Source organism: Kitasatospora sp. SUK 42, from assembly GCF_015776785.2.
Taxonomy (GTDB): Bacteria; Actinomycetota; Actinomycetes; order Streptomycetales; family Streptomycetaceae; genus Kitasatospora.
The window spans coordinates 1,693,382-1,717,043 of the sequence record NZ_LFMD02000002.1; the positions used below are offsets into that span (position 1 = coordinate 1,693,382).

The 23,662-nt window shown below is 71.5% G+C and carries 20 protein-coding genes and 1 tRNA gene; 12 read left to right on the forward strand and 9 right to left on the reverse strand.

Translation table 11 applies throughout. The annotated features are described in order from the left end of the window. Positions 1-36 precede the first annotated feature (36 nt). Positions 37-4,023, forward strand: coding sequence for an ATP-dependent RNA helicase HrpA (gene hrpA, locus RZ50_RS07315; protein WP_196947860.1), 3,987 nt, complete (start codon positions 37-39; stop codon positions 4,021-4,023). A 122-nt stretch (positions 4,024-4,145) separates the two neighbouring features. Further along, positions 4,146-4,219 (forward strand) — tRNA-Asp (locus tag RZ50_RS07320). Between the two features lie 356 nt (positions 4,220-4,575). Here RZ50_RS07320 and bldC read toward each other — a convergent pair. Then, a complete protein-coding gene (gene bldC, locus RZ50_RS07325; RefSeq protein ID WP_014137253.1) occupies positions 4,576-4,782 on the reverse strand; it encodes a developmental transcriptional regulator BldC in 207 nt (68 codons plus the stop codon). 486 nt (positions 4,783-5,268) lie between these two features. After that, the gene (locus RZ50_RS07330; protein ID WP_196947861.1) at positions 5,269-6,192 is read right to left on the reverse strand and encodes a hypothetical protein; all 924 of its coding nucleotides are present in this window, start codon (positions 6,190-6,192) and stop codon (positions 5,269-5,271) included. Between the two features lie 202 nt (positions 6,193-6,394). Here RZ50_RS07330 and RZ50_RS07335 point away from each other — a divergent pair, with 202 nt between their 5' ends. Together RZ50_RS07335 and RZ50_RS07340 are read left to right on the forward strand one after the other, a co-directional pair. Then, a complete protein-coding gene (locus RZ50_RS07335) occupies positions 6,395-7,552 on the forward strand; it encodes a Glu/Leu/Phe/Val dehydrogenase (RefSeq protein WP_196947862.1) in 1,158 nt (385 codons plus the stop codon). Positions 7,553-7,935: 383 nt separating this feature from the next. Further along, positions 7,936-8,193 carry a DUF3073 domain-containing protein gene (locus RZ50_RS07340; protein WP_196947863.1) on the forward strand — a complete coding sequence of 86 codons (258 nt, stop codon included), beginning with the start codon at positions 7,936-7,938 and terminating at the stop codon, positions 8,191-8,193. A gap of 142 nt (positions 8,194-8,335) precedes the next feature. Here the strand turns inward: RZ50_RS07340 and purM are convergent, their stop codons facing one another. The 3 genes from purM to RZ50_RS07355 all read right to left on the reverse strand — a co-directional run bounded on the left by purM (position 8,336) and on the right by RZ50_RS07355 (position 12,189). Beyond that, positions 8,336-9,421: a phosphoribosylformylglycinamidine cyclo-ligase gene (gene purM / locus RZ50_RS07345; RefSeq protein ID WP_196947864.1), complete on the reverse strand. Its 1,086-nt coding sequence runs from the start codon at positions 9,419-9,421 to the stop codon at positions 8,336-8,338. Between the two features lie 97 nt (positions 9,422-9,518). Then, a complete protein-coding gene (purF, locus tag RZ50_RS07350) occupies positions 9,519-11,102 on the reverse strand; it encodes an amidophosphoribosyltransferase (RefSeq protein WP_196947865.1) in 1,584 nt (527 codons plus the stop codon). Positions 11,103-11,343: 241 nt separating this feature from the next. After that, positions 11,344-12,189, reverse strand: coding sequence for a diacylglycerol kinase (locus RZ50_RS07355; protein WP_196947866.1), 846 nt, complete (start codon positions 12,187-12,189; stop codon positions 11,344-11,346). Positions 12,190-12,315: 126 nt separating this feature from the next. On the opposite strand from RZ50_RS07355, the gene RZ50_RS07360 reads away from it, so the two are divergent. Both RZ50_RS07360 and RZ50_RS07365 read left to right on the forward strand, forming a co-directional pair. Continuing rightward, on the forward strand, positions 12,316-13,599 hold the full coding sequence (locus RZ50_RS07360; protein WP_196947867.1) for an adenylosuccinate synthase: 1,284 nt from the start codon (positions 12,316-12,318) through the stop codon (positions 13,597-13,599). Positions 13,600-13,725: 126 nt separating this feature from the next. Next, the gene (locus RZ50_RS07365; protein WP_196947868.1) at positions 13,726-14,328 is read left to right on the forward strand and encodes a GNAT family N-acetyltransferase; all 603 of its coding nucleotides are present in this window, start codon (positions 13,726-13,728) and stop codon (positions 14,326-14,328) included. Positions 14,329-14,343: 15 nt separating this feature from the next. On the opposite strand, the gene RZ50_RS07370 is transcribed toward RZ50_RS07365, so the two are convergent. Then, complete coding sequence (locus RZ50_RS07370) at positions 14,344-14,508, reverse strand: hypothetical protein (protein WP_196947869.1); 165 nt, start codon at positions 14,506-14,508, stop codon at positions 14,344-14,346. Positions 14,509-14,862: 354 nt separating this feature from the next. On the opposite strand from RZ50_RS07370, the gene RZ50_RS07375 reads away from it, so the two are divergent. From RZ50_RS07375 to RZ50_RS07395, 5 genes are all read left to right on the forward strand, one after another. Continuing rightward, positions 14,863-15,711: a helix-turn-helix transcriptional regulator gene (locus tag RZ50_RS07375; RefSeq protein ID WP_196947870.1), complete on the forward strand. Its 849-nt coding sequence runs from the start codon at positions 14,863-14,865 to the stop codon at positions 15,709-15,711. Further along, positions 15,708-15,908 carry a DUF397 domain-containing protein gene (locus RZ50_RS07380; protein ID WP_196947871.1) on the forward strand — a complete coding sequence of 67 codons (201 nt, stop codon included), beginning with the start codon at positions 15,708-15,710 and terminating at the stop codon, positions 15,906-15,908. Before RZ50_RS07375 ends, RZ50_RS07380 begins: the two co-directional genes overlap by 4 nt. A 228-nt stretch (positions 15,909-16,136) precedes the next feature. Further along, positions 16,137-17,870 carry a methionine--tRNA ligase gene (metG, locus tag RZ50_RS07385; RefSeq protein ID WP_196947872.1) on the forward strand — a complete coding sequence of 578 codons (1,734 nt, stop codon included), beginning with the start codon at positions 16,137-16,139 and terminating at the stop codon, positions 17,868-17,870. 448 nt (positions 17,871-18,318) lie between these two features. Further along, a complete protein-coding gene (locus RZ50_RS07390) occupies positions 18,319-19,662 on the forward strand; it encodes a sensor histidine kinase (RefSeq protein WP_196947873.1) in 1,344 nt (447 codons plus the stop codon). Then, complete coding sequence (locus RZ50_RS07395; protein WP_196947874.1) at positions 19,626-20,276, forward strand: response regulator transcription factor; 651 nt, start codon at positions 19,626-19,628, stop codon at positions 20,274-20,276. Before RZ50_RS07390 ends, RZ50_RS07395 begins: the two co-directional genes overlap by 37 nt. A gap of 10 nt (positions 20,277-20,286) precedes the next feature. Here the strand turns inward: RZ50_RS07395 and cutA are convergent, their stop codons facing one another. Then, positions 20,287-20,619 (reverse strand): divalent-cation tolerance protein CutA, encoded by a 333-nt coding sequence (gene cutA / locus RZ50_RS07400; protein ID WP_196947875.1) that lies wholly within the window; start codon positions 20,617-20,619, stop codon positions 20,287-20,289. Between the two features lie 149 nt (positions 20,620-20,768). On the opposite strand from cutA, the gene RZ50_RS07405 reads away from it, so the two are divergent. Continuing rightward, entirely contained in the window at positions 20,769-21,608 is an 840-nt protein-coding gene (locus RZ50_RS07405) for an alpha/beta fold hydrolase (RefSeq protein ID WP_196947876.1), read from the forward strand. A gap of 54 nt (positions 21,609-21,662) precedes the next feature. On the opposite strand, the gene RZ50_RS07410 is transcribed toward RZ50_RS07405, so the two are convergent. Together RZ50_RS07410 and RZ50_RS07415 are read right to left on the reverse strand one after the other, a co-directional pair. Next, the gene (locus tag RZ50_RS07410; protein WP_196947877.1) at positions 21,663-22,556 is read right to left on the reverse strand and encodes a trans-aconitate 2-methyltransferase; all 894 of its coding nucleotides are present in this window, start codon (positions 22,554-22,556) and stop codon (positions 21,663-21,665) included. A gap of 52 nt (positions 22,557-22,608) precedes the next feature. Then, positions 22,609-23,577 carry an NAD(P)/FAD-dependent oxidoreductase gene (locus RZ50_RS07415; protein WP_196947878.1) on the reverse strand — a complete coding sequence of 323 codons (969 nt, stop codon included), beginning with the start codon at positions 23,575-23,577 and terminating at the stop codon, positions 22,609-22,611. Positions 23,578-23,662: the final 85 nt, after the last annotated feature.

The following is a 23,662-nucleotide window of genomic DNA, read 5'->3' on the forward strand; positions in this document are numbered from 1 at the left end:
GTGCGCTCCGCCGTACCTCCTTGCGAACCTAGAGGGATGCCCGCAGTGAGTTCTCCCGCAGTCCAGTCCGCCCCCGCGCCCGCCGAGGGCCCCGGAATCGGTGAGCTGGCCGCCCGCCTGCCCGAGCTGACCCTGCGCGACCAGGTGCGGATCGGGCGCCGGCTGGAGGGGGCCCGCAAGGTCCGCAAACCCGAGGCCCGGCAGAAGATCGCCACCGAGATCGCCGCCGAGATCGACCGCGCCGAGCTGCTGGTCGAGCAGCGCCGCGGCGCCGTCCCGACGATCAGCTATCCCGAAGAGCTGCCGGTCAGCCAGAAGAAGGACGAGATCCTGGCGGCGATCCGGGACCACCAGGTGGTGATCGTCGCGGGCGAGACCGGCTCCGGCAAGACCACCCAGATCCCGAAGATCTGTCTGGAGCTCGGCCGGGGCGTGCGCGGCCTGGTCGGCCACACCCAGCCGCGCCGGATCGCCGCCCGTACGGTGGCCGAGCGCGTCGCGGAGGAGATGAACAGCCCGCTCGGCGAGGCGGTCGGCTGGAAGGTCCGGTTCACCGACCAGGTCGGCCGGGACACCCTGGTCAAGCTGATGACGGACGGCATCCTGCTCGCGGAGATCCAGACCGACCGCGATCTGCACCAGTACGACACCCTGATCATCGACGAGGCGCACGAGCGCAGCCTCAACATCGACTTCCTGCTCGGCTACCTCAAGCAGCTGCTCCCCCGCCGCCCCGATCTCAAGGTCGTGATCACCTCCGCGACCATCGACCCGGAGCGCTTCGCCCGCCACTTCGGCGACGCCCCGATCGTGGAGGTCTCCGGCCGCACCTACCCGGTCGAGGTCCGGTACCAGCCGATCGCCGAGGACGCGGCCGACGGGGACGAGGACGACGCCGCCGACCGCGACCGGGACCAGGTCCAGGCGATCTGCGACGCCGCGAAGGAGCTCCAGGCCGAGGGCCCGGGCGACATCCTGGTGTTCCTCTCCGGCGAGCGCGAGATCCGCGACACCGCCGACGCCCTCACCAGGCTCAAGCTGCGCAACACCGAGGTCCTGCCGCTGTACGCCCGGCTCAGCTCGGCCGAGCAGCACAAGGTGTTCCAGCGCTCCAGCCTGCGCCGGATCGTGCTGGCCACCAACGTGGCCGAGACCTCGCTCACCGTCCCCGGCATCAAGTACGTGATCGACCCGGGCACCGCCCGGATCTCCCGCTACAGCCACCGCACCAAGGTCCAGCGGCTGCCGATCGAGGCGATCAGTCAGGCCAGCGCCAACCAGCGCAAGGGCCGCTGCGGCCGCACCTCGGACGGCATCTGCATCCGGCTGTACTCGGAGGAGGACTTCCTCTCCCGCCCCGAGTTCACCGACGCCGAGATCCTGCGCACCAACCTGGCCTCGGTCATCCTGCAGATGACCGCGGCCGGCCTCGGCGACATCTCCGCCTTCCCGTTCCTGGACCCGCCGGACTCGCGCAACATCAAGGACGGCGTCCACCTGCTGCAGGAGCTGGGCGCGCTCGACCCGGACGAGAAGGACCCGCGCAAGCGCCTCACCCAGCTCGGCCGCAAGCTCGCCCAGCTCCCGGTGGACCCCCGGATGGCCCGCATGGTGCTGGAGGCGGACCGGAACGGCTGCGTGCGCGACGTCATGGTGATCGCCGCCGCGCTGTCCATCCAGGACCCGCGCGAGCGCCCCGCCGAGAAGCGCCAGGCCGCCGACGAGCGGCACCGCCGCTTCAACTCGGAGACCTCCGACTTCCTCTCCTACCTGGCGATGTGGCGCTACGTCCGGGAGCAGCAGAAGGAGCTCTCCTCCTCGGCCTTCCGCCGGATGTGCAAGGCCGAGTTCCTCAACTACCTGCGGATACGGGAGTGGCAGGACATCTACGTCCAGCTGCGCACCGTCGCCAAGCAGTTGGGCGTGACGATCGAGGAGCCGCATCCCGACGCCGAGCCGGACGCCGACCGGATCCACCAGTCGCTGCTGGCCGGGCTGCTCTCCCACATCGGCCTGTTCGACGTGGAGAAGCGCGAGTACGGCGGCGCCCGCGGCGCCCGCTTCGCGGTCTTCCCGGGCTCCGGCCTGTTCAAGAAGCCGCCGCGCTGGGTGATGTCGGCCGAGCTGGTGGAGACCTCCCGGCTCTGGGCGCGCATCAACGCGAAGATCGAGCCCGAGTGGGTCGAGCCGCTGGCCGGCCACCTGCTCAAGCGCAGCTACAGCGAGCCGCACTGGGAGAAGAAGGCCGGCGCGGTGCTGGCGTACGAGAAGGTGACCCTCTACGGGGTGCCGATCGTGTCCCAGCGCAAGGTCAACTTCGGGAAGATCGACCAGGAGCTCTGCCGCGAGCTGTTCATCCGCAACGCGCTGGTCGAGGGCGACTGGGAGACCCACCACCGGTTCTTCGCCGAGAACCGCAAGCTGCTCGGCGAGGTCGAGGAGCTGGAGAACCGGGCCCGCCGCCGGGACATCCTGGTGGACGACCAGACCCTGTTCGACTTCTACGACGCCCGGCTGCCCGACGAGATCGTCTCCACCCGGCACTTCGACTCCTGGTGGAAGAAGGCCCGGCACGAGCAGCCGGACCTGCTGAACTTCGAGAAGTCGATGCTGATCAACGACGCCGCGGGCGGCGTCACCGAGGCCGACTACCCGGACCACTGGCAGCAGGGCAAGCTGCGCTTCAAACTGACCTACCAGTTCGAGCCCGGCAGCGACGCGGACGGCGTGACGGTCCACATCCCGCTGCCGGTGCTCAACCAGGTCACCGCGGAGGGCTTCGACTGGCAGATCCCCGGTCTGCGGGAGGAGCTGGTCACCGCGTACATCAAGTCGCTGCCGAAGGCGATCCGGCGCAACTTCGTCCCGGCGCCGGACTTCGCCAAGGCGGCGCTGCGCGAGGTGAGGGACCGCCAGGAGCCACTGCTGCCGTCCCTGGAGCGCGCCCTGAAGCGACTGACGGCCGTCACGGTGCCGCCGGAGGCCTGGGACGACGAGCGGGTGCCGGAGCACCTCAAGGTGACCTTCCGGGTCGTGGACGGGCGAAGCAGGCTCGCCGAGTCCAAGGACCTGGAGGAGCTGCGGCTGAAGCTCAAGCCGAAGCTGAAGGAGACGCTCTCCTCGGCCGCCTCCGGCCAGGGCATCGAGCAGAGCGGGCTGACCGCCTGGCCGGGTTCGCTGCCGGTGCTCCAGCGGACCTTCGAGCAGCGCTCGCGCGGCCACTCGCTGCGCGCCTACCCGGCGTTGGTGGACGAGGGCCAGGCGGTCGGCGTCAAGCTGTTCGACACCCCGCAGGCGCAGGCGCAGGCGATGTGGGAGGGGACGAGGCGGCTGCTGATGCTGACCACCACCTCCCCGGCCAAGTCGATCCAGGGCCGGCTGGGCAACCAGGCGAAGCTGGCGCTCTCGCACAGCCCGCACGGCTCGATCAACGCCCTGTTCGAGGACGTCGTGTCCGCCGCGACGGACCGGCTGATGACCCTGGCCGGCGGCCCGGCCTGGGACGAGACGGCCTTCGGCAAGCTGCACGACAAGGTGCGCGCGGACCTGTACGACCTGTCCGCGGACACCACGTTGAAGACGGCCACCGCGCTGATCGCCTTCCACAAGGCCTCGACCCGGTTGAAGACGGTGAGCAGCCCGGTGCTGCTGAACGCGGTGAACGACGTCCGGTTGCACCTGGCCTCGCTGGTGCACCCGGGCTTCGTGACGGCCTCCGGCTGGCAGCGGCTGCCCGATCTCAAGCGCTACCTGCTGGCGGTGGACCGCCGGCTGGAGGCGCTGCCCAACCACCCCCAGCGGGACGCCCAGCAGCTGCTGAAGGTGCAGCAGGTGCAGCAGGCGTACGGGGAGCTGCTGGCGGCGGTGCCGGCCGGACGGCAGCCCTCCGAGGAGGTGCGGGCGATCCGCTGGATGATCGAGGAGCTGCGGGTCAGTTTCTTCGCCCAGGGGCTGGGCACGCCGAGCCCGGTCTCGGAGAAGCGGATCATGAAGGCGATGGAGGCGGCCCGGGCGGCGCTCTGAGCCGGAGCAGCACTGTGAGCTGCGGGTGGGCCTTCAGGTGCCAGTTCGACCTGGGGGCCCACCATGGGCTACGATCTGTCTTGTTCGCAGCGCGGCAAGCGAGTGAACGAGATCAGAAATCTGGTCCCGTGGAGCAGTTGGTTAGCTCGCCACCCTGTCAAGGTGGAGGTCGCGGGTTCAAGTCCCGTCGGGATCGCCGCAGTGCGAGAGGCCCGGAACCGTCAGGTTCCGGGCCTCTCGCTTTTGACCGTTCGGCCTCTACCCCGAACTAGGTCTAGACCACAAGTGACAGACCGTGTGACAGTCGTCACCCGCCCTCCCCGGAGAGCCGGCCCGGGACGACCCCTTCCGAGCCTCGCTAATTTAATATGTAAAATTGCACAGGTATTCACTGTAAATCCCCCCCGCCCCATGCGCATCAAATCGTTATCCGGAGTTCAACATTCCGAAAGGTTGGCCGGGACGGGCGCGCGGCACCGAACACGACAAAGGGACTGCCAACCGGACCCGGCGGAGTCCGGTTGGCAGCCCCTTTAAAGAGCCTTTGACCTATCAGGCCTCGGTGCGCTGAGCGGGAATCCCCGCCAGCAGTGCGCGCACCTCCGCCTCACGGTAACGGCGGTGACCGCCGAGCGTGCGAATGGACGTCAGCTTGCCCGCCTTGGCCCAGCGGGTGACCGTCTTCGGGTCCACGCGGAACATGGTGGCAACCTCTGCCGGCGTCAGCAGGGGCTCAGCATCAGGGGTACGAGCGGTCATGAGCGGCCTCCTCGGGAGAACCGAACCAGGGCGGTTCTATCCTTCAAATTCTGCACCTTGGCCCGCGATGCCCGAAATGGCATAGACGGGCCGAGTCGGTTATAGGACGAACGGCTTGTCCTGGTGTCTACAACTACACCATCCGTCCAGCCCTCTCGACCAAACCGCCAAAATTGACCCCTCACGGGTTCAAGGCCGACGGATGGCGATGGACCATCCCATAGCGGACAGTCACTCGACAGTGACATCCGGTTACAGGCGGACCAGACCCTCCGTTTCCCCGCAAAGCACGCATCGACTCCAGAACCACCCAAAAGTGGGCACGCTCACGTGAAGTTGGGCTGGTTGTCCCATTTTTGCACATAGGGGTAAGTTCGCGTCAACGGTGAGTAGTGTCACGTTCGGCAGGTATTGACCCGAACCAGGACCTTGGTCATGGAAGGTTCTGACGAAGGACTCTTACAGTCATACACGGGCGGTCCGACGTCAGTTCGCGTTCCGCAGCGCCAGCACCCGCCGCCACCGCACCGTCAGTTCCCCGTACGCGCGCAGCGCCTCGGCGGCCTCCCCCGCCCGCAGCGCGCGCAGCCCCTCCTCCAGCTCCCCCGCCGAACGGTCCGCCAACAGCCGCTCCGGCCCCAGCAGATGCACCAGCCCCCCGTAGTCCAACTCCACCAGCGAGCGCGGGTGGAACTCCTCCAGCCACCGCCCGACCTGCTCCGCCCCCTGCACCAACTCCCCGTCCGGCGCCGCCTCGCGCAGCGCCCGGAAGGCCCGGGCCACCCGCCGCCGCGCCTGCGCCATCGGCACCAGGTAGAACAGCGCCGCCGGCCGCGCCCGCTCCCCCTCCCCTCCTTCCCCCGTCCTCCTGGATACCCCACCCTCCGGCACGAAGCACCGGTCCTCGTCCCCGAACGGCAGGAACCAGCGCACCGGAACCTCCCACCGGCTCGTCAGGATCCACGGCCGGGCGTCCGGGTGCTCCGCCCGCCAGCGCTCGCGGTCCGCCTCGGCGGCCGCCCGGGCCAGCGGCGGCACCGCGGTGTCCAGCAGCGCCACCGGAGCCCCCTCCCGCAGCTCCTCCAGCGCCTGCCAGCTGCGCAGCCTGGTGGCCCACGGGCAGACGTACAGTACGCCGTCCACCACCCGCAGGTACGCCCGACCGCTCTCCCGCTCCGGCAGCGGCCGGGGCGTCCGGGCGGCCAGCTCCGCGAGCGCCTCCCGCTGCTCCTCCAGCACCGCCGGGGCCACCGGCTGCTCCGCCGCCTCCGCGTCCGGCCCGTGCTCCGCCGCGTAGGCCTGCCAGTACGCCCGCTCGGGCTCCGGATAGGCGGCCAGCGGCTCGTAGACCCGCAGGTGGGCGGCGTAGGGCGGCTGTACGGAAGTGCGTACGACGGTCACGTCCTGCATGGTCGCACGCGCCGACCGGCCCCGGGAGGGCGCGCCCCCGAACCGTTCGCGCCCGCACCCCGTACCACTTCCCGTCTCACCCCTCGGACAACCGGCACCAGCTCCGACGACCCGGCCGATCGGCGGCCCCTGCGCGACTACGCTTCGCCCTAGGCGCCCGCACCACAGCAGCGGGCCTTCCCTCACTACTGGAGTCACCACAGTGACCGACGTACAGACACCCGCCACGCACCCCGCACCCGGCGTGCTCAGCAGGATCTTCCGCACCGAGCAGGACGGCGCTCCCGGCGACGGCCACGAGCAGGTCGTCCTCTGCCACGACCGCAGCTCCGGCCTCAAGGCGATCATCGCCATCCACTCCACCGCACTGGGCCCGGCCCTCGGCGGCACCCGCTTCTTCCCGTACGCCTCCGAGGAGGCGGCCCTGGAGGACGCGCTGAACCTGTCCCGCGGCATGTCCTACAAGAACGCCCTGGCGGGTCTGGACCTCGGCGGCGGCAAGGCCGTCATCATCGGCGACCCCAACAAGGACAAGAACGAGGCGATGCTCCGGGCCTACGGCCGCTTCGTCGAGTCCCTGCGCGGCCGCTACATCACCGCCTGCGACGTGGGCACCTACGTCCAGGACATGGACGTCATCGCGCGCGAGACCGAGTTCGTCACCGGGCGCTCGCCCGAGCACGGCGGCGCCGGCGACTCCTCCATCCTGACCGCCTTCGGCGTCTTCCAGGGCATGCGGGCCAGCGCCCAGGCCCGCTGGGGCCAGCCGACCCTGCGCGGCAAGCGGGTCGGCGTCGCGGGCGTCGGCAAGGTCGGCCACTACCTGGTCGGCCACCTGGTCGCGGACGGCGCCACCGTCGTCATCACCGACCCCTTCGAGGCCGCCGTCAACCGGGTGCGCGCCGCTCACCCGGAGGTGGAGGTGGTCGCCGACACCGCCGCCCTGTTCCAGGCCAAGCTGGACGTCTACGCCCCCTGCGCCCTCGGCGGCGCGCTGACCGACGACACGGTCGCCGCGCTCGGCGAGTTCGGCACCTCGATCGTCTGCGGCGCGGCCAACAACCAGCTGGCCCACCCCGGCGTCGAGAAGGACCTCGCGGGCCGCGGCATCCTCTACGCCCCCGACTACCTGGTGAACTCCGGCGGCGTGATCCAGGTCGCCGACGAGATCGACGGCTTCAACTTCGAGCGGGCCAAGAACAAGGCCACCCGGATCTTCGACACCACCCTGGAGATCTTCACCCGGGCCGCCTCCGACGGCGTCCCGCCGGCGGTCGCCGCCGACCGCCTCGCCGAGAAGCGGATGCGCGAGATCAGCGCGCTGCGCTCGGTCCTGCTGCCGGGTGCCCGCCGCGGCTGATCCGGCTCCGCCCGGACCCCGGATGCGCGGGGGGCCGCCTCGTGCGGCCCCCCGCGCATCACGATGTGGAACCGGATTCTCACTTCTCCGCCCGAACGGGTGATCCGAGGCCCCCTTAGGGGGGATAATCAGTCCCGGAACGACGGACCTCAGACACCTCCGGACAGCGCGCAAAACGCCGCAAAACCTCCCCTGACCTGGGAAGACCTGGTCTCGGGTGCAGTCGGTGCGCGCCACGTCACACCGACGACGTACCGTCCAGCGGCGGAAACAGGTACCGTTAATGCTCCAAGGGACGGTCCTCCCATTCGGGCAGGCCGGTCCTGATCATGAACACGTGTCAGACTCGGGGCCGTGAGCCCCATCGTTGAGGGGGTCGACCCATGGGGCGCGGCCGGGCCAAGGCCAAGCAGACGAAGGTCGCCCGCGAGCTGAAGTACAACAGCGGCGGGTTCGACGCTAACCGTCTGTCCAACGAGCTGGGCGTATCGCCGTCCACCGCTTCGATCGACCCGGAGCCGATCGAAGAGGAGGAGGACGACGACCCGTACGCGGAGTACGCCGCCCGCTACGCCGACCTCGACGACGAGGACGACACCGAGCCGGGCACCGGGCCGTCGCAGGCCTCCCGGCGCGCGTAACCAGCAGCTTCGCGAGACCGGTCCGGGCGCCCTGGGCGCCGGGCCGGTCTTCGGCGTTCCCGTGTTCCGCCCGTACGGGCCCTGACGCACGGGAGGGCCCCTCCGGCGCACCGGAGGGGCCCTCTGCCGTCCACGGGGCCGGTCAGCCCGCGGTGAAGCCCTCGTAGGCGTTGTAGAGGGTCGCGCCGCCCTCGTGCTCGTCCGTGCGCTCGACGATGTCGCCCAGCAGCCAGGCCTCGACGCCGCGGTCCTCCAGGATCGACAGCACCGCGTCCACCGAGTGCGGCGGGACGACCGCGACCATGCCGACGCCCATGTTGAGCGTCTTCTCCAGCTCCAGGGTGGCCACCTGGCCGACCTCGGCGACGGTCCGGAAGACCGGCAGCGGGGTCCAGGTGCCGCGGTCCAGACGGGCGTGCAGGCCGTCCGGGATCACCCGGGCCAGGTTGGCCGCCAGGCCGCCGCCGGTGACGTGCGAGAAGGCGTGGACCTCGGTGGCTCGGATGAGCGCCAGGCAGTCCAGCGAGTAGATCCGGGTCGGCTCCAGCAGTTCCTCGCCGAGGGTGCGGCCGAACTCCTCGACCTTGCGGTCCAGCTTCCAGCCGGCCTGGTTCAGCAGCACGTGGCGGACCAGCGAGTAGCCGTTGGAGTGCAGGCCGGAGGCGGCCATCGCGATCACCACGTCGCCGGCCCTGACCCGCTCGGCGCCCAGCAGCGCGTCGGCCTCGACCACGCCGGTGCCGGCGCCCGCGACGTCGTACTCGTCCGGGCCGAGCAGGCCCGGGTGCTCGGCGGTCTCGCCGCCCACCAGGGCGCAGCCGGCCAGCGCGCAGCCCTCGGCGATGCCCTTGACGATCGCGGCGACCCGCTCCGGGACGACCTTGCCGACGCAGATGTAGTCGGTCATGAACAGCGGCTCGGCGCCGCACACCACGATGTCGTCCACGACCATGCCGACCAGGTCGTGGCCGATGGTGTCGTGCTTGTCCATGGCGGCGGCGATGGCCACCTTGGTCCCCACGCCGTCGGTGGCCGAGGCCAGCAGCGGCCGCTCGTAGTCCTTGAGGGCGGACACGTCGAAGAGGCCGGCGAAGCCGCCGAGACCGCCGACCACCTCGGGGCGGTTGGCCTTCTTCACCCACTGCTTCATGAGCTCGACGGCGCGGTCGCCCGCCTCGATGTCGACACCGGCGGCGGCGTAGGTGGCGCCGTTCTGGTTGCTGGTCACTGCGTGCGGCCCTTTCGGGTCAGGTGGGGGTGGTTCTTGAACAGCCGGGGTGGAACGGCGGTGGGGCCCCGGTTCGCGGGACCCCACCGTGGGCTCGTTACGGGCGGCGCAGCGCGTCGGCCGCGCCCGCCCCGCCGAGCAGCGACTGGACGCCGTCCAGGTCGCTGCCGCTGGTCGGCTTGCCGCGGACGGCCGGCTTCTGCTGGCCGCCCTTGATCTCGGCCTCCAGCAGGAGCTTGCCGAGCAGCGCCGGGTCCGGCAGCTCCATCGGGTACTCCCCGTCGAAGCAGGCCCGGCAGAGCCGGTCCTTGGGCTGCGCGGTGGCCTCGATCATGCCGTCGATCGAGATGTAGGCGAGCGAGTCGGCACCGAGCGTGCGGCCGATCTCCTCCACGGACATCCCGTTGGCGATCAGCTCCGCCCGGGTGGCGAAGTCGATGCCGAAGAAGCAGGGCCACTTCACCGGCGGCGAGGAGATCCGGATGTGCACCTCGGCGGCGCCCGCCTCGCGCAGCATCCGCACCAGGGCGCGCTGGGTGTTGCCGCGCACGATCGAGTCGTCCACGACCACCAGGCGCTTGCCGGCGATGACCTCGCGCAGCGGGTTGAGCTTGAGCCGGATGCCGAGCTGGCGGATCGTCTGGCTGGGCTGGATGAAGGTGCGGCCCACGTAGGCGTTCTTCACCAGGCCGGAGCCGTACGGGATGCCGCTGGCCTCGGCGTAGCCGATCGCGGCGGGGGTGCCGGACTCGGGCGTGGCTATCACCAGGTCGGCCTCGACCGGGGCCTCCTTCGCCAGCCGGCGGCCCATCTCCACGCGGGAGAGGTGCACGTTGCGGCCGGCGATGCTGGTGTCCGGGCGGGCCAGGTAGACGTACTCGAAGACGCAGCCCTTGGGCTTGGCCTCCGCGAAGCGGCTGCTGCGCATGCCGTTCTCGTCGATGGCGATGAGCTCGCCGGGCTCGACCTCGCGGATGAAGGAGGCGCCGCAGATGTCCAGCGCCGCCGTCTCGGAGGCGACCACCCAGCCGCGCTCCAGCCGGCCGAGCACCAGCGGGCGGATGCCCTGCGGGTCGCGGGCGGCGTAGAGGGTGTGCTCATCCATGAAGACGAGCGAGAAGGCGCCCTTGACCTTGGGCAGCACGACCTTGGCCGTCTCCTCTATGGAGAGGTCCGGGTGGCCGGCCAGCAGGGCGGTCACCAGGTCGGTGTCGTTGGTCGCCGCCGTCCGGCCGGAGCGGGAGACGTGCTCCTCGCCGGGCAGTTCGGCGACCATGGCCGCCAGTTCGGCGGTGTTCACCAGGTTTCCGTTGTGCCCGAGGGCCAGCGAACCGTGCACGGTCGCCCGGAAGGTCGGCTGGGCGTTCTCCCAGACCGAGGAACCGGTGGTCGAGTAGCGGGCGTGTCCGACGGCGATATGCCCGTGCAACGACCCCAGGGAGGCCTCGTCGAAGACCTGGGAGACGAGTCCCATGTCCTTGAAGACGAGAATCTGGGAGCCGTTGCTCACTGCGATGCCCGCGGATTCCTGACCGCGGTGCTGCAGGGCGTAAAGGCCGAAGAACGTGAGCTTGGCGACCTCCTCGCCGGGAGCCCAGACACCGAAGACGCCACAAGCGTCCTGGGGGCCTTTCTCACCGGGAAGAAGATCGTGGTTGAGTCTTCCGTCACCACGTGGCACGTCTTCGAGTCTAGGGCAGTTGACCAGGGCTTCCGGAACCCGGGAGCCCTCGTTCGCGGGGCGGCCGACGAGTAACGCGCGTAGACAAAACCCCTTACGGGGCGGGGATTTCGGGTGGGGGAATTCCGGCGGACGGCGGTTGGCCTTGCGGTTCGCGCCCGTTGGGGAACTCCGTGTACGGAGCGGTGGTGGTGCGGGCGCCGCCGAACGTGAGCCTGCTCACCCGGGGTTCACCCGGCGGTCACGCGGCGGGCAGCAGCAGTGCCCACGCGCCCGGGTGCACCGTCCAGGTCCTGGCCCGGACCGGCCCGACCGGGCGGCCGTCCACCTCGTAGCCGAATCCGCGCCCGACCACCGAGACGCTCGCCGCCCGGGCCCGCACCAGGGCGCCGGGCGCGCGGACCACCACCTCCAGCACGCCGGAGCCGTCGGAGGCGGCGCCCGGCAGGGTCAGCTGCACCAGCCGGACCGGCCGGTGCACGTCCGCGAGCAGCCGGCCGTCCGCCTCGACCCGGACCCGGGGGCTGTGCTCGGCAATCTCGGAGGTGAGTGCGTTCGCCTGCTCGGCCGCAGCCAGTTTCGCCCATAGCGAACGCCAGCCGCCCGTTCGGCCCACCGGACGGCGTGCACCGCCGCCGGCGATCCGCACCCCGGCCAGCGCCACGCCCCCGCCGTCGTCCACCAGCAGGTCGAGCTTGCGCGGCGCGCCCGACAGCACCGCCCGCGCGGCCCGCACCGGCTCCCCCGGCACGCCGAGCGCGCGGGCCGTCGCCAGTTCCTCCACCCGGCCAACCGGAACCATTCCCACCGGATCCGAGCCCAGCTCACGGTGGCGGTGCAGGGCCTGGAGCACCCGCTGCAGGGCGAGGTCGGAACCGATCACCACCGGTCGCCGCCGACCTCTGTGCGCAAGCACCCGGTCGAGTTCGGACGGGCTCTCCGGATAGGCCACCTTGACGTCCGCACCCCCGCACAGCACGTCCTTCGCGATCCGCACCGACTCGCCGTCGGTCTGCCGGGCCACCGGGTCGAGGAGCAGCAGAAGCGGCTCGGGGCCGCCGTTCGCAGGCGTGGACAGGGACGACACGACCGGTCCTTCCTCAGGTAATCTCTCGGTGCAAGAGCCCCTTGCGCCATTGCGCCAGGGGCTTCGTCTATCTCGGGGCAGACTGCGGCCTACGCAGGATGCCCCAACCGGAAGGGGTGTACGCCTGTGCCGGCACTCGTGCTCGTTGGCGCTCAGTGGGGAGACGAGGGCAAGGGGAAGGCCACCGACCTCCTCGGCGGCTCCGTCGACTACGTCGTCCGCTACCAGGGCGGCAACAACGCCGGTCACACGGTGGTCATCGGCGACCAGAAGTACGCCCTGCACCTGCTCCCCTCCGGCATCCTCAGCCCGAACGTCACGCCGGTGATCGGCAACGGCGTCGTCATCGACCCGGGCGTGCTGCTCTCCGAGCTCAACGGCCTGAACGAGCGCGGCATCGACACCTCCAAGCTGCTGGTCTCGGGCAACGCCCACCTGATCACCCCCTACCACCGCACCCTGGACAAGGTCACCGAGCGCTTCCTCGGCAAGCGCCGGATCGGCACCACCGGCCGCGGCATCGGCCCGACCTACGCGGACAAGATCAACCGCGTCGGCATCCGGGTCCAGGACCTGTTCGACGAGTCGATCCTGCGCCAGAAGATCGAGGCGGCGCTGCACGACAAGAACCAGATCCTGGTCAAGCTGTACAACCGCCGCGCCATCCCGGCCGAGCTGGTGGTCGAGGAGTACCTGGGCTACGCGGAGAAGATCAAGCCCTTCCTCGCCGACACCACCCTCGTCCTGGACGAGGCGCTGAAGGCCAACAAGGTCGTCCTGCTGGAGGGCGGTCAGGGCACCCTGCTGGACGTCGACCACGGCACGTACCCCTTCGTGACCTCGTCGAACCCGACCGCGGGCGGCGCCTGCACCGGCGCCGGCATCGGCCCCACCAAGATCGACCGGGTCATCGGCATCCTCAAGGCCTACACCACCCGCGTCGGCTCGGGCCCGTTCCCGACCGAGCTGCTCGACGAGGACGGCGAGGCGCTGCGCCGGATCGGCGGCGAGCGCGGTGTCACCACCGGCCGCGACCGCCGCTGCGGCTGGTTCGACGCCGTCATCGCGCGCTACGCGACCCGCGTCAACGGCCTCACCGACTTCTTCCTCACCAAGCTCGACGTGCTGACCGGCTGGGAGCAGATCCCGGTCTGCGTCGCGTACGAGATCGACGGCCGTCGGGTCGAGGAGCTCCCCTACAACCAGTCGGACTTCCACCACGCCAAGCCGATCTACGAGACGCTGCCGGGCTGGACCGAGGACATCAGCAAGGCCAAGTCCTTCGCCGAGCTGCCGAAGAACGCCCAGGCGTACGTGAAGGCGCTGGAGGAGATGTCCGGCGCGCCGATCTCCGCCATCGGCGTCGGCCCGGGCCGCGACGAGACGATCCAGATCAACTCGTTCATCTGAGCCTGAGCTCGCTCTTCGAGGGCCCCGCGGGACGCACCGTCCCGCGGGGCCCTTCGCTTTGCCTCAGTATTTGCACTAGTTCAGATATCTATTGCCCCTAGTGCAGAGTGGCGCTACGTTCTGATCATGACCGCGAAGCTGCCCACGCCCGTCACCCTCACCGGCACCCACGTCCGCCTGGAGCCGTTGGAGCGCCGCCACCTCACCGACCTCTGGGCCACCGTCGGCCCCGACCCCGAGGTCTGGCGCTGGATCCCCTTCCTCCCGCCCACCACGGAGGAGGAGCTCGGCGCGATCCTCGACATCCGGATCGCGGAGACGGCCAAGGGGAGCGCGGTGAAGTTCGCCGTCATCGACCTGGCGAGCGGCAGGGCCGTCGGCATCACCGGCTACTACGACTTCAGCGCGCGGAACGAGTACCTGGAGATCGGCGGCACCTGGTACGCCCGCTCGGTCTGGCGCACGGCCGTGAACTCGGAGTCGAAGCTCCTGCTGCTCGTCCACGCCTTCGAGACCCTCGGCATGGGCCGCGTCTTCTGGAAGACCGACGCCCTCAACGAGCGCTCCCGCAACGCGATCCTGCGCCTCGGCGCCCAGTACGAGGGCACCCACCGCCGCGACAGGCTCCGCGCCACCGGCGCCTGGCGGGACACCGCCTACTTCTCGATGCTCGCCGACGAATGGCCCGCCGCCAAGTCCCGCCTGACGGAACGCCTTTCACGTGGCTGACAGGCGGTCAGGCGATCACCAGCCCTGCCCGCGGTCACCGCGGGCGGAGCGGCGGGCGGCGAACTCGGGGTTCACCGGCCGGGGTTCGCCGGTCTGGACGCTGACCAGCCAGACCAGCCAGCCGACGAAGAGGACGGCGAGCAGGAGGGAGGACAGCGCCGCGACGAGAAGGGCATTCACCGGCGCGGGGCGGTGCGGAGGGGAAGACGGGTGGGGCGGAGAGGCGGGGGAAGGGACACGGCTGCCTCCGGTGGGTGATGTCGAACGCCCTGACCATGCGGTTGGCACTGACTGGCGACCCGGAGACTTGGCGCTGCTCAGCGCGACGCGGCGACTGTTTAGCCAAAAACAAGTCAGCGAGTGACACGGACGACCATAGGGTCAGGGTGCCAGAGTTGCTACCGAGCGAGTGCACGTTCACTCCATCGTGGGGTATCCCTCATTTCGCTAGCTCGGGCCGGGTCTCCACGGCACACTTCACCGGAAGCATCGACCGAAGCCCGACCGAAGCCGCGCGATCCGGAGAAGAGAGTCATGCCACCCCGCTTGTCGCCGACCGTTCGCCAGCAACGCCTCGGGATCGAGCTGCGCAAGATGCGCGAGCGTGTGGGCGTGACGCCCAAGAGCCTGGCCGCGACCATCGGCACCGACCTCCCCAAGATCTCCCAGATGGAGAACGGGAAGTCGGGCATCAGCGCCGAGCGGCTCCGGATCTGGGCCCGCGTCTGCGGCTGCGAGGAGGGCCCGTACCTGGACGCGCTGCTCGCGATGACGCAGGACCGGCGCAAGTACTGGTGGGACGGCTACCGGGGGAAGATGCCGAGCGGGATCATCGACATCGCGGAGATGGAGCACCACGCGGAGTCGCTGTCCATCCTGAACAGCACCTTCATCCCGGGCCTGTTGCAGACCCCGGCGTACGCGGCGGCGGTGTTCGAGCGGCTCCCCCCGCAGGCCAAGCCGGAGGCCGAGGTCCGGATGGCGTTCCGGATCCGGCGCCAGCAGATCTTCGTCGACACTCCGAAGCCGTACAGCGCGATCCTCCACGAGTCCGCGCTGCGGATGCAGTTCGGCGGTCCGGACGTGCTGCGCGAGCAGTTGCGGAGCCTGCTGACGAACTCCGAACGGCCCGGGCTGGAGATCCGGGTGATCCCGTTCAGCGTGCCCACCTACACGGGCTCCGGGGAGAGCCTCTACCTCGCCCGCGGGCCGGTCCCGGAGCTCGACACCCTCCAGATCGACCTCACCCACGGGCCCAAGTTCGTGCACACCGAAGCGGAACTGGACTCCTACCGGCAGATCAAGGAGAAGACCGCGGCCATCGCGCTCGGGACGGACGAGTCCCGGGACTTCATCCGGGCCTTACTGAAAGATTTCGCATGAACGGGTGGCGCAAGGCGTCGGCCAGCGGGGAGAGCACCGACTGCGTCGAGGTCAGATCGGCGGGCGAGCTGGTGGAGATCCGCGAGTCGGACCTGCCCGAGGTGGTCGTGCGGACGACGCCGCGCAAGTGGGCGGCGTTCGTCCGCGGGGTGAAGGACGGGGAGTTCGACCGGTACGCCGACTTCAGCCGGCCCTGACACCGGACGGCCCAGCCGCCGGAGCGCCCTGCCACCGGACGGCCCTGCCACCGGAGCGCCCTGCCACCGGACGGCCTGGACGCCGGAGCGCCCTGCCACCGGACGGCCTAGACGCCGGACGGTCGGCACCCGCGACGGCGGTAGGCTTGGCAGCCCACAGTGGACCCCTGCGCCTGGCACAGCACTCCGGGTGGGGTGCGTGTGCGGGAGAAATCGGAGCATCCGAGGATGGCTCGGCACCTGATCACCAGCGCCCTTCCGTACATCAACGGGATCAAGCACCTGGGCAACATGGTCGGGTCGATGCTCCCGGCGGACGTGTACTCCCGCTACCTGCGCCAGCGCGGCCACGAGGTGCTGTACATCTGCGCCACCGACGAGCACGGCACGCCCGCCGAACTGGCCGCCCAGGAGGCCGGACTGCCGGTCGCGGAGTTCTGCGCGCAGGCGCACGACGCGCAGAAGGCGGTGTACGACGGCTTCGGGCTGTCCTTCGACCACTTCGGCCGCAGCTCCTCGCCGCAGAACCGGGAGATCACCCAGGAGATCGCCCGCGAGCTCCAGCGCAACGGCTTCATCGAGGAGCGCGCGATCCGCCAGGTGTACTCCAACGCCGACGCGCGCTTCCTGCCCGACCGCTACATCGTCGGCACCTGCCCGCACTGCGGCTACGACAAGGCTCGCGGCGACCAGTGCGAGAACTGCACCCGGGTTCTGGACCCGACCGACCTGCTGGAGCCGCGCTCGGCGATCAGCGGCAGCTCCGACCTGGAGGTCCGGGAGACCAGGCACCTGTTCCTGCTCCAGTCGAAGCTGACCGAGGAGGTCGAGCAGTGGATCGACGCCCACGGCGACGACTGGCCGGTGCTGGCCTCCTCGATCGCCCGCAAGTGGCTGACCGAGGGCCTGCAGGACCGCTCGATCACCCGTGACCTGGAGTGGGGCGTCCCGGTGCCGGCCGACGTGTGGCCCGAACTGGCCGCCGAGGGCAAGGTGTTCTACGTCTGGTTCGACGCCCCGATCGAGTACATCGGCGCCACCAAGGAGTGGTCGGACGCGGCCCCGGCCGGGCACCTGCGGGACTGGAAGTCCTGGTGGTACGAGGCCGACGAGACCGTCCGCTACACCGAGTTCATGGCCAAGGACAACGTCCCCTTCCACACCGTGATGTTCCCGGCCACCATCCTCGGCTCGCGCCGCCCGTGGAAGAAGGTCGACTACGTCAAGGCCTTCAACTGGCTGACGTACTACGGCGGGAAGTTCTCCACCAGCCAGAAGCGCGGCATCTTCACCGACGTCGCGCTGGAGCTGCTGCCGGCCGACTACTGGCGCTACTTCCTGATGGCGCACGCGCCCGAGTCGGACGACTCCAGCTTCACCTGGGACCTCTTCGCCTCGGTGGTCAACAAGGACCTCGCCGACACCCTCGGCAACTTCGTCAACCGGGTGCTCTCCTTCAGCCGCAAGCGCTTCGGCGACGACGTCCCGGGCGGGCACGCGGCGGGCGAGCCCGAGCAGCGGCTCGGCGAGCAGGTCGCCGGCCTGCTCGCCGAGTACGAGGCCCAGCTGGACGGGCTCAACTTCCGCAAGGCGGCGCAGGCCCTGCGCGCGCTGTGGAGCGCGGGCAACGCCTACCTGGACGAGAAGGCGCCCTGGCGCCAGGTGAAGACCGACCCGGAGGCGGCCGCGCTGACCCTGCGGACCGCGATGAACCTGATCCACCTGTACGCGGTGGTGTCCGAGCCGTTCATCCCGACCGCGGCGGCCGCCATGCGCGGGGCCTTCGCCCTGCCCGAGGACTCGCCGGCGGCCACCCGCGCCTGGATCGACGCGGCGGAGGCCCGCGCGCTGGACCTGGTCCCGGCCGGGACGCCGTTCACGGTGCCGCCGGTGCTGTTCGCCAAGATCACGGACGAGGAGCTGGCGGCCTGGACGGCCCGCTTCGGCGGCACCGAGGGCTGATACCGACGGCCGGCACCGAGAGCTGATACCGACGGCTGGAGCACGGCAACCGGCGTACGGGGAGCGGAAGTCGCCGCCCCCGTACGCCGGTTTCCGCTGTCCGCCGATCGCGGTCAGCCGAGCAGGTCCAGCGCGCCCGCCGACCACCACGGCCACCGCCCCCGGGGATCCGGTGCTCGGCGAGCAGCCCGGGGACGACCCGGTCGAACAGCCGCCTGACCTCGGCCGTGTCCGGCACGGAGGCCGAACCGCCGCTTCCCGCGGTTCCGTCGGCGGCGGGCCGGAGCAGGGCCTCCGGACGTCGATCGGATGGTGTACCCAGGTACCCGCAAGAGTGGTCCAGGGCCCAGTGATCGGGGTGACCGCCCTCCGTCAGTCTTGGGTCGAAGCCGCAGGACGAGGGGTAGGTCCCAGGCCGCGAGGCCGTCACACAGGGGGAGGAACGGTCATGACCGACACGACCGGAACCGGAGCGGAGAGCGGGGCGCGGGACACCGGGTGGAACCGGCTCGGCCCGCCGCGCCGCAGCGTACGGGCCATGGCGCACAGCACGGCACTGGCCGCGTTCGTACTGCCCCAACTGGCGCTGCTCACCGCGGCTTCCGTCACCGCCAGCCTGCTGGGCCTCGGCGTGGGCGTGCTGCTGATGCTGCCGACGACCCTGGCGGTCCGCCGGCTGGCCGGTCTGCGCCGCACGCTGGCCGGGCGCTGGACGGACACCGGGATCCGCGACCCCTACCTGCCGATGCCCGAGGTCGAACCGGGCTTCCGGGGCGCCTGGCTGCGCTGCCAGGCGCTGCTGGCCGACCCGGCCACCTGGCGGGACCTGCTCTGGCTGCTCGTCGACCCGATGATCGGCTTCACCGTGGCGCTGTTCCCGCTGGCCGTGCTCGCCTACGGCGTCTTCGGCGTGCTGTCGCCCTGGCTCTGGGAGCCGATCGCCGGCCTCGGCGGCAACAACTGGTACCTGTGGGTCCATGTGACCGACCCCGGCAGCGCCCGGGTCGCCGCGCTGCTCGGGCTGCCGATCATCCCGCTCGGCCTGGCGATCGCCCCCGGCGCGCTGCGCGGCCACACCGCGCTCGCCAGGGCGCTGCTGGGCCCGACCGCCCGCGCCGAGGCGCTGGCCGCCCAGCGCAAGGTCGCCCACCTCACCGAGACCCGGCGCGACGCGCTGACCAGCCAGGCCGCCGAACTGCGCCGGATCGAACGGGACCTGCACGACGGCGCGCAGGCCCGGCTGGTGGCCATGGGCATGAACCTGGGCGTCGCCGAGCGGCTGGTCGAGCGGGACCCGGAGGCCGCGAAGCAACTGCTCGCCGAGACCCGCCAGGCCTCCGCCACCGCCCTCAACGAGCTGCGCGACCTCGTCCGCGGCATCCACCCGCCGGTCCTGGCCGACCGCGGACTCGCCGACGCCGTACGGGCGTTGGGCATGGACAGCCCGCTGGACGTGACCGTCTCCGCCGACCTTCCGGGCCGCCCCGAGGCGCCGGTCGAGTCCGCCTTCTACTTCGCCGTCTCCGAGGCGCTCACCAACGCCGCCAAGCACTCCCGGGCCGCCCACGTCGACGTCCAACTCTGGTACACGGACGGCCTGTTGAAGGCCCAGGTCACCGACGACGGGACGGGCGGGGCCGACCCGTCGCGCGGCACCGGTCTGCGCGGCATCGAACGTCGGCTTGCTACCTTCGACGGAGTCCTGGCCGTCCGCAGCCCGCAAGGCGGCCCCACGACCCTGACCATGGAGCTGCCGTGCGAGTTGTACTCGCCGAGGACCTCTTCCTCCTGAGGGACGGTCTGGTCCGGATGCTGCAGGCCTACGACTTCGAGGTCGTGGCCGCGGTGGACACCGGGCCGGACCTCCTGGAGGCCCTCCTCACCGAACGCCCGGACGTGGCCGTGGTCGACGTGCGGCTGCCCCCGACGTTCACCGACGAGGGCCTCCGGGCGGCACTGGAGGCACGGCGGCGGATACCCGGGCTGCCGGTGCTGGTGCTCTCCCAGTACGTCGAGCAGCTCTACGCCAAGGAGTTGCTCGCCGACGGCAGCGGCTCGATCGGCTACCTGCTGAAGGACCGGGTGTTCGACCCCGACCAGTTCGTCGAGACGGTCCACCGAGTGGCGGCCGGCGGCACCGCGCTCGACCCGCAGGTGATCGCCATGCTGGTCAGCAACACCGAACGGAAGAAGCCGCTGGACCGGCTGACCCCGCGGGAGCGCGAGGTGCTGCAACTGATGGCGGAGGGGCGCTCCAACGCGGCGATCGCCGAGCGGATGGTGATCACCGAGCGGGCGGTGAAGAAGCACACCGCCAACATCTTCCTCAAGCTCGACCTGCCGCCCTCCGAGGAGGACCACCGGCGGGTGCTGGCGGTGCTGGCCTTCCTGGAGATCACGTCCTGAGCCCGGGCGGCTACCGGGGAGCGGTCTCCTCGGCCACCCAGTCCAGGTAGTCGGGACTGCCGGACACCACCGGTACGGCGATCACCTCGGGCGTCTCGTACGAGTGCCGCCCGGCGACGAACCCGGCGAGGCGGTCGGCCAGTTCGGCCCGGGTCTTGAGGTCGATCCGCCACTCCTCGGCGTCCTGCACCTCGCCCTCCCACCAGTACACCGACCGGACGGGGTAGACCTGCGCGCAGGCCGCCAGCCGCTCCCGCACCGCGGCGGAGGCCAGCGACCGGGCCTGCTCCTCGCTCTCGTGGGTGGTGGTCACCACGACGAAGCCCTGCGCGTTCGCTGTCATGCCCCGACGGTACCCCGGGCCTCCCGCGGCGGTGTCCGTCCCGCCGGTGCCCTCGCGTGGCCGTGCCCGTTCGTACCGGTGCCCGTCCGCCTGCCCGCGATCGGGCACGTTCCTTGCCGGGCCGAGCGGCCGGTTGCCATGATCACCCGATGACGACCTTCACCGGCCCGGACGGCACCCGGCTCGCCTACCGGATCCTCGGCGACGGCGAGCCGCTGCTGGCCCTCGCCGGGGGCGCGATGCGCGACTCCGCCTACCTCGGCGACCTCGGCGGCCTCTCCGCGCACCGTGCGCTGCACGTCCTCGACCTGCGCGGGACCGGCCGCTCCGAACGCCCCGCCGACCCGGCGAGCTACCGGGTCGACCGGCAGGTGGCGGACGTCGAGGCCTTCCGCGCCCACCTCGGGCTGGAGCGGGCGGACGTCCTCGGCCACTCCGCCGGCTGCTCGCTCGCGACCCTGTACGCCCTGCGCCACCCCGACCGCACCGGGCGGCTGGCCCTCATCACACCCAGCCTGCGGGTCTTCGGCAGCACCGCCACCGAGGAGCACTACCGGGCGGCGGTCGCCGCCCGGGGCGGCACCGGCGAGGAGTGGTGCCCGACCGCCCTCGCCGCCGTCCGCACCGCCTTCGCGGGCGGCGCCGCCGACCCCGACGACCTGGCTCCGCTCTTCCACGGCGACTGGAACGCCGCCGCCCGGGCCCACGAGGCCACCCGGGCCGGCCAGAGCCACCCCGAGGCCGCCGCGGCCTACCACGGCGGCGGCTACGATCCGGCCGCGGTCCGCGCCGCCGTCGCCGAACTGCCCTTCCCCGCACTCCTGTTGGCAGGCGAGTACGATCCCGATCCGTGTCCCGCCGCGGTCCGGGCCACCGCCGCGCTCTTCCGCCGCGCCCGCACCGCCGTCCAGCCCGCCGCCGGCCACTACCCCTGGCTCGACGACCCCGCCGCCTTCACCCGTGCGGTGGCGGAGTTCCTCGCCTCCTGACACGACGGCGGGGCGGCGGCGGGGCGGCGGCGGGGCGGCGGGGCGGCGGCGCGGTCAGCCCTTGCGGGCGGTGTGGACGGTCATCGCCGACAGGTAGAAGGCGTCCGGCCGGTTGAGGATGCCGGTGGGCGCGTCCTCCGCCAGCAGCGCCTCCAGGGTCGCCCGGTCCTGCGCGTCGAGCGTCTCGGCGAGCTGCTCGTGGAGCCGGGTGAGCTGAACGTGGAGGTGCTCGCGGGCCGGGCGGGAGAGCGGGGCGGGATGGTCGACCAGGAAGGTCCGGGTGCCGGTCGGGGTGAGACCGGCCCGGGTGAGCATGGCCGGCCAGTCCTCGATCTCCTCGGTGGTGTCCGGGAGTTCGGCGCGCATGGCGCTGAAGCCGTCCTCGTGCGCGGCGTCCAGCCGGGCCTGGAAGCCGGGCCGGCCGAGGCCGAAGTCGCGGGGCAGGTAGCGCAGCGGCAGGCCGCGCTCGGCGACGGCGAGCAGGCCGCCGGGCCGCAGCACCCCGGCGAGCGAGGTGAGCGCGGCCTGCTGGTCGCCGAGGTGGTGGATCGCGTTGCCGGACCAGATCAGGTCGGCCTCGCCGAGCTTGTCGAACTCGGCGGGCAGATCGGCCTGTTGGATGTCCAGCCGACCGCACGAGCGGGTCCGGGCGCGCTCCAGCAGGGCGGCCGACTGGTCCACGGCGACCACCTCGGCCGTCGAGAAGACCTCGGCGAGAAGTCCGGCGATCACACCGGGACCGCTGCCGACGTCCAGCACCCTCCGGACGGAGCCCTCCCCGGCCAGGTCCTGCAGCCACCACCCGGCCTCGGCGATCGCACCGGCGCGCAGCTCGCCCTCCTGCTCCAGGTGCACCGCGAGGGCGTCCCAGTCGAGGTCGGCGGCGGGCGCCTGGCCGTGGTGGTGGTGCTGGTGGTTGTGCTGCTGGTTGTGCTGGTGCGAGGACATGACGTCACCTCTCCTGTCGTGCGTTGTCGTGCGTTGACGGAAGCCGCGCCGCTCAGGCGGGCAGGGCGGCACCGGACGCGCGGTGCTCGGCCACCGCCCGGTCGATCTCCTCCGCCACGAGGTCGTGGTCGAGCGCGAAGGCGGCCGCCGCGCCCATCCCGGCGGCGGTGACGACCTGGGCGCGCGGGTCGGCGACGTTGCCGACCGCCCAGACGCCGGGCACGCTGGTCCGGCCGGTCCGGTCGGTGGTGACCCAGCCGTTGTCGTCCCGCGCGCAGTCCAGGCCGAACAGCAGCGCGTCCCGGGGCACCGGCTGCGGGAAGACGAACACCGCCTCGCGCGGCACCACCTGCCCGTTCACGAGCTCGACGCCGCGCAGCCGCCCGTCGTCGGAGACCAGCCGGACGATCCGGCCCTCCACGACCCGTACGCCCCGGGCGGCGAGCCGCTCCCGCTCGGCGCCGGTCAGCTCCAGGGTGTGCGCGAGCAGCACCACGTCCGCCGACCACTGGCGCAGCAGCAGCGCCTGGTTCACGGCCCCCGGGCCGGTGCCGAGCACGCCGAGCGGCCGGTCGCGGACCTCCCAGGCGTGGCAGTACGGGCAGTGCAGCACGTCCCGCCCCCACCGCTCGGCCAGGCCCGGCAGCTCCGGCAGCCCGTCGCGCAGCCCGGTGGCGACGACCACCCGGCGCGCGTGCAGCACCGGCCCGCCCGCCAGGTGGACCACGTAGCCCGTCTCCTCGGACGCGGCGGGCTCGATGTGCTCGACCCGCCCGTCGATCAGGTCCACCCCGTACCGGGCGACCTCCTCCCGCCCGACCGCCAGCAGCGCCGCCGGGGGCATGCCGTCGCGGCTCAGGAAGCCCTGCATGTGGGCGGCCGGGGCGTTGCGCGGCTCCCCCGCGTCCACCACCGCGACCCGCCGCCGGGCCCGGCCCAGCACCAGGGCGGCGTTCAGGCCCGCCGCTCCACCGCCGACCACCACCGCGTCGTGGAGCTCCGTCGTCATCGTCTCGTTCATCGCGCTCACCTCCACCGCCAGGCTGCGGCCACCCTTCCGGTACCGGCAAGCTTTGTTGCCGCCCCAGCAAACCGGACACCTGCCG